5 protein-coding genes are annotated in these 5,504 nt (G+C 62.6%); 4 read left to right on the top strand and 1 reads right to left on the bottom strand.

The window, feature by feature from the left end; all coding sequences use genetic code 11:
- Positions 1-392: TetR family transcriptional regulator C-terminal domain-containing protein (locus EN893_RS16590; RefSeq protein ID WP_128361651.1), on the bottom strand; the 392-nt coding region annotated here is incomplete at its 3' end.
- Positions 393-619: 227 nt separating this feature from the next.
- Here EN893_RS16590 and EN893_RS16585 point away from each other — a divergent pair.
- From EN893_RS16585 to hydA, 4 genes are all read left to right on the top strand, one after another.
- Positions 620-1,948: an aspartate aminotransferase family protein gene (locus EN893_RS16585; RefSeq protein WP_127271138.1), complete on the top strand. Its 1,329-nt coding sequence runs from the start codon at positions 620-622 to the stop codon at positions 1,946-1,948.
- Positions 1,949-2,060: 112 nt separating this feature from the next.
- On the top strand, positions 2,061-2,498 hold the full coding sequence (locus EN893_RS16580) for an endonuclease domain-containing protein (protein ID WP_329608536.1): 438 nt from the start codon (positions 2,061-2,063) through the stop codon (positions 2,496-2,498).
- Positions 2,499-2,509: 11 nt separating this feature from the next.
- Positions 2,510-3,760 carry a Zn-dependent hydrolase gene (locus EN893_RS16575; RefSeq protein WP_127272370.1) on the top strand — a complete coding sequence of 417 codons (1,251 nt, stop codon included), beginning with the start codon at positions 2,510-2,512 and terminating at the stop codon, positions 3,758-3,760.
- Positions 3,761-3,822: 62 nt separating this feature from the next.
- Positions 3,823-5,274 (top strand): dihydropyrimidinase, encoded by a 1,452-nt coding sequence (gene hydA / locus EN893_RS16570; RefSeq protein ID WP_127270636.1) that lies wholly within the window; start codon positions 3,823-3,825, stop codon positions 5,272-5,274.
- Positions 5,275-5,504 lie beyond the last annotated feature (230 nt).

The raw sequence follows: 5,504 nt of genomic DNA, 5'->3' as shown, positions 1-5,504 counted from the left end.
TTCAACTCTCCGGCCAGCAGCGGCATGATGCGCGGCGCGCCTTGCAGGATCTCGTTGGCGAATAGCCGGCTCTCGCGCGGAAAGTCGCGTGCCATTTCCAGCTTGCGTCTGATGTAGCTGCGCAATTCGGTCAAGGGGTCGCCGATGTCATCGAGTTCACGCAGCGGCGCCAGCCAGGTGTCGAGCAGGCGCTGCATCAGCGTCTCGTGGATGTCTTCCTTGCGGCGGAAATAATAGAGCAGGTTCGGCTTCGACATGCCGGCGGCTTCGGCGATCTGGTCAATGGTCGAGCCACGAAAACCGTTGGTCGAGAAAACCTCGAGCGCCGCCTCCAGGATGAGTTCGCGCTTTTCCTGCTGGATGCGGGTGCGACGAGGAGCGTCCGTGGTCACCGTTGCCAGCCCTCGCGTTGAGGGTCATCTGGACCAATTCTCTGGACCAGTTTTTCCCTAGCCTGTGGAACGCACTTCAGGTGCCGCATTTCCGCTAGTAATCCCTTGACCGCCGACAGGGCGGTGCTAACGTTTGTCCAATCGGTCAAAAATTTGCGTAGCATGAAAACGCGGCAAAGACCAAGCGTTGGGCGCACCGAAACAGATTACAAGGGGCAGTCCTGGTCATGTCCAACCGGCTGAAAGTCACGCCGAACGATCTCAGCGCATTCTGGATGCCGTTCACGGCAAACCGGCAGTTCAAGCAGGCGCCGCGCATGATGGTGTCCGCCAAGGACATGCATTACACGACCAGCGACGGCCGCAAGGTTCTCGACGGCACCGCCGGCCTGTGGTGCGTCAATGCCGGCCACTGCCGTCCCAAGATCACCGAGGCGATCCAGCAGCAGGCCGCCGAGCTCGACTATGCGCCCGCCTTCCAGATGGGCCACCCGATCGTGTTCGAACTGGCCAACCGCCTGGTCGACCTCGCGCCCAAGGGCATGGACCATGTCTTCTTCACCAATTCCGGCTCGGAATCGGTCGAGACCGCGCTCAAGATGGCCATCGCCTATCATCGTGTGAAGGGCGAGGGCTCGCGCACCCGGCTGATCGGTCGCGAGCGCGGCTATCACGGCGTCAATTTCGGCGGCATCTCGGTCGGCGGCATCGTCACCAACCGCAAGATGTTCGGCACGCTGCTCGGCGGCGTCGACCATATGCCGCACACGCATCTGCCCGAGAAGAACGCCTTCACCAAGGGCGTGCCGGAGTATGGCGCGGAACTCGCCAACGAACTGGAGCGCATCGTCGCTCTGCACGACGCTTCCACCATCGCCGCCGTCATCGTCGAGCCGGTCGCCGGCTCCACCGGCGTCATCCTGCCGCCGAAGGGTTATCTCGAGAGGCTGCGCGAAATCTGCACCAAGCATGGCATCCTGTTGATCTTCGACGAGGTCATCACCGGTTTCGGCCGTCTCGGCACGCCGTTCGCCGCCGACTATTTCGGTGTCACGCCAGACATCATGACCACCGCCAAGGGCGTTTCCAACGGCGTCATCCCGATGGGCGCGGTGTTCGTGAAGAAGGAGATCCACGACGCCTTCATGACCGGCCCTGAGCACATGATCGAGTTCTTCCACGGCTACACCTATTCGGGCAACCCGATCGCCTGCGCGGCCGCACTCGGCACGCTCGACACCTACAAGGAAGAGGGCCTGCTGACCCGCGGCGAGGAGCTGGCGCCGTACTGGGAAGACGCGCTGCATTCGCTGAAAGGCGAGCCGAACGTCATCGATATCAGGAACATCGGCCTGATCGGCGCGATCGAGCTGGCGCCGATCGCCGGCCAGCCGACCAAGCGGGCCTTCTCGGCCTTCGTCAAGGCGTTCGAGCGCGGCGCGCTGATCCGCACCACCGGCGACATCATCGCGCTGTCGCCGCCGCTGATCATCACCAAGGGCCAGATCAACGAATTGATCGACCATGTCAGAGAAGTCTTGCGAGCCATAGATTGACGAACTGGACGCGGATATCCCTCCCCCTCGAGGGGAGGGTGGCCGCGAAGCGGTCGGGTGGGGTCGGTGCGACTGGGTGCCGACCTGATCTTTTGCTGCGTGGCCGCGTCTGATGCCCCGTACCCGCGTGAGCTTCGAAATGCGCCAGAAGGCGCGCGCGCTTCGAGTTCACGCGACCAAGGGCGAATCCCTCCTGTGGTATGAACTGCGGGAGTTGAAATCGGGAGGCATCAAGTTTCGCCGTCAGTGCCCGATTGGGCCTTATATCGTTGACTTCGTTTGCTTGGCGGTGAAGCTGATCGTTGAGGTCGACGGTGATCTGCACGAACACGAGAAGGGTAAACGGCACGATGCTGTTCGTGATGCCTATCTGCGCTCTCTCGGGTTTCACGTCTTCCGTGTTGACGAGCCCGATGTCATAAACAGCGCGTGGCATGTCGCGAGATGGTCAAGGGGAAGGTTGAGCATATGTCAGCCGACCCCACCCGACCGCTTCGCGGCCACCCTCCCCTCGAGGGGGAGGGGGACGCCGTCGCCCCGCAATCGATGAGGTTTTAGAGCATGGCCGCACCCGGCGAGAATCTGCGAATCAATTCAGACCGTTTGTGGGATTCCATCATGGAGATGGCGAAGATTGGCCCCGGCATTGCCGGCGGTAACAATCGCCAGACCGTGACCGACGAAGACGGCGAAGGGCGGCATCTGTTCAAGCGCTGGTGCGATGCGGCCGGGCTCGAAATGGGCGTCGATGAAATGGGCACGATGTTTGCCCGCCGCGAAGGCACCGATCCCAGCCTGCCGCCGGTCTATGTCGGCAGCCATCTCGATACGCAGCCGACCGGCGGCAAGTACGACGGCGTGCTCGGCGTGCTGGGCGGGCTTGAAGTGGTGCGCTCGCTCAACGATCTCGGGATCAAGACCAGACATCCGATCGTCGTCACCAACTGGACGAACGAGGAGGGCTCGCGCTTTGCGCCGGCGATGATGGCGTCCGGCGTGTTCGCCGGCGTGCTCGACCAGGCCGATGTGTACGGGCATGTCGACAAGCAGGGCAAGAAATTCGGTGAGGAGCTCGAGCGCATCGGCTGGAAAGGCAGCGAGAAGGTCGGCGATCGCAAGATCCACGCCTTCTTCGAACTGCATATCGAACAGGGTCCGATCCTCGAGGACGAAGATATCGACATCGGCGTCGTCACTCATGGCCAGGGCCTGAAGTGGCTCCAGGTGACGCTGACCGGCAAGGAAGCCCACACCGGCTCGACCCCGATGCCCAAGCGCCGCAATGCCGGGCTCGGCATGGCCCGGGTGATCGAACTGGTGCATGAGATCGCCATGGACTACCAGCCGGACGCCGTCGGCGCGGTCGGCCACATGGAGGTCTATCCTAACTCGCGCAACATCATCGCCGGGCGCACCGTCTTCACCGTCGACATCCGCTCCCCGGAAAAGGAAGTGCTGGACGCCATGGACGGCCGCATCCGCGAAGGCATCGACACGATCTGCGATGCGCTCGACATCCGCTACGAGATCGAGCAGGTCGGCGCTTTCGATCCGGTCACCTTCGACGCGGGTTGCGTCAAGGTGATCCGCGATGCCGCCGAACGTCTCGGCTATTCCCACCGCAACATCGTCTCCGGCGCCGGCCATGACGCCTGCTGGATCAACCGCGTCGCGCCCACCGCCATGGTGATGTGCCCCTGCGTCGACGGCTTGAGCCACAACGAGGCCGAGGAGATCACCAAGGAATGGGCTTCGGCAGGTGCCGATGTTTTGTTCCATGCGGTGGTGGAGACGGCTGTCATCATGGAGTGAGCTTAGAATCTACCTCCAAACGACGCTCGCAAAGAAGCGCGAAGAGAACAAGGGAACAGCTAATGACCAAAGTTATCCGAAACGGCACCATCGTCACCGCCGACCGCACCTGGAAGGCCGATGTGCTGATGCAGCACGGCAAGATCGTCGCCATTGGCTCGGACCTGCATGGCGACCACGAGTTCGACGCCACCGGTTGCTACATCATGCCGGGCGGCATCGACCCGCATACCCATCTCGAAATGCCGTTCATGGGCACCTATTCGGCCGATGATTTCGAATCCGGCACCCGCGCCGCGCTCTCCGGCGGCACCACCATGGTGGTCGATTTCTGCCTGCCGGCGCCGCAGCAGTCGCTGCTCGAAGCCTTGCAGATGTGGGACAACAAGACCTCGAAAGCGTCCTGCGACTACTCCTTCCACATGGCGATCACCTGGTGGGGCAAGCAGGTGTTCGACGAGATGGCCACTGTCGTCGACAAGGGCATCACCTCGTTCAAGCATTTCATGGCCTACAAGGGCGCGCTGATGGTCGATGACGACGAGATGTATGCGTCGTTCCAGCGCTGCGCCGATCTCGGCGCGCTGCCGCTGGTGCATGCCGAGAATGGCGATGTCGTTGCCGCCCTGTCGCAGAAGCTGCTGGCTGCCGGCAACAACGGCCCCGAGGGCCACGCCTATTCACGGCCACCCGAAGTGGAAGGCGAGGCGACCAACCGCGCCATCATGATCGCCGACATGGCCGGCGTGCCGCTCTATGTCGTGCATGTCTCCTGCGAGCAGAGCCACGAGGCGATCCGCCGCGCGAGGCAGAAGGGCATGCGGGTGTTCGGAGAACCGCTGATCCAGCACCTGACCCTGGACGAGAGCGAGTATTTCGATAAGGACTGGGATCATGCGGCGCGCCGCGTGATGAGCCCGCCCTTCCGCAACAAATTACACCAGGATTCGCTGTGGGCGGGCCTGCAGGCGGGCTCGCTGCAGGTGGTGGCGACCGATCATTGCGCTTTCAGCACCAAGCAGAAGCGCAACGGCGTCGGCGATTTCACCAAGATTCCGAACGGCACCGGCGGGCTTGAAGACCGCATGCCGGTGCTCTGGACCACCGGCGTCAACACCGGCCGGCTGACGATGAACGAGTTCGTCGCGGTGACCTCGACCAACATCGCCAAGATCCTCAACATGTATCCGAAGAAGGGCGCCATCGTAGAGGGCGCCGACGCCGACATCGTCGTCTGGGATCCCCAGCGCAAGAAGAAGATCACCTCGAAGAAGCAGCAGTCTGTCATCGACTACAACGTGTTCGAAGGGTTCGAGGTGACCGGTCTGCCGCGGTTCGTGTTCTCGCGTGGCGAACTGTCGATCCAGGAGGCCGAGGTCAAGGCCAAGCCCGGTCATGGCGAGTTCGTTGGCCGCGAGCCGAATGCGGCGGTCAACCGGGCGCTGTCGACGTGGAAGGAAATCTCCGCGCCGCGCAAGGTGGAACGCACCGGCATCCCGGCGACCGGGGTTTGAGCTTGCGCGGCTCGAAGAACGCCAAGAAACGGATGATTGCCGACAAACACGGCGCCGCCTTTGGGGATGTGTCGCAGTGCCGATAATTGCCGAACTCGGCGCCGCCCCTCATCCGCCTGCCGGCACCTTCTCCCCGTATACTGACGGGGAGAAGGGAGATGAACGCAACCTCGCCGCCCTTTTTTGTAACGTCGGAGATTGGCGAAATCCTCCGCGAAATCGTCCTTCTC

It is taken from the genome of Mesorhizobium sp. M7A.F.Ca.CA.004.04.2.1 (genome assembly GCF_004022825.1).
GTDB lineage: Bacteria > Pseudomonadota > Alphaproteobacteria > Rhizobiales > Rhizobiaceae > Mesorhizobium.
This window is presented reverse-complemented; position numbering and strand designations above follow the sequence as displayed.

What these genes read in the sequence shown, in the direction of transcription:
- EN893_RS16585 (WP_127271138.1), top strand. Translation starts at nt 620, where the DNA reads ATGTCCAACCGGCTGAAAGTCACGCCGAACGATCTCAGCGCATTCTGG.
- EN893_RS16580 (WP_329608536.1), top strand. Translation starts at nt 2,061, where the DNA reads ATGCCCCGTACCCGCGTGAGCTTCGAAATGCGCCAGAAGGCGCGCGCG.
- EN893_RS16575 (WP_127272370.1), top strand. Translation starts at nt 2,510, where the DNA reads ATGGCCGCACCCGGCGAGAATCTGCGAATCAATTCAGACCGTTTGTGG.
- hydA (WP_127270636.1), top strand. Translation starts at nt 3,823, where the DNA reads ATGACCAAAGTTATCCGAAACGGCACCATCGTCACCGCCGACCGCACC.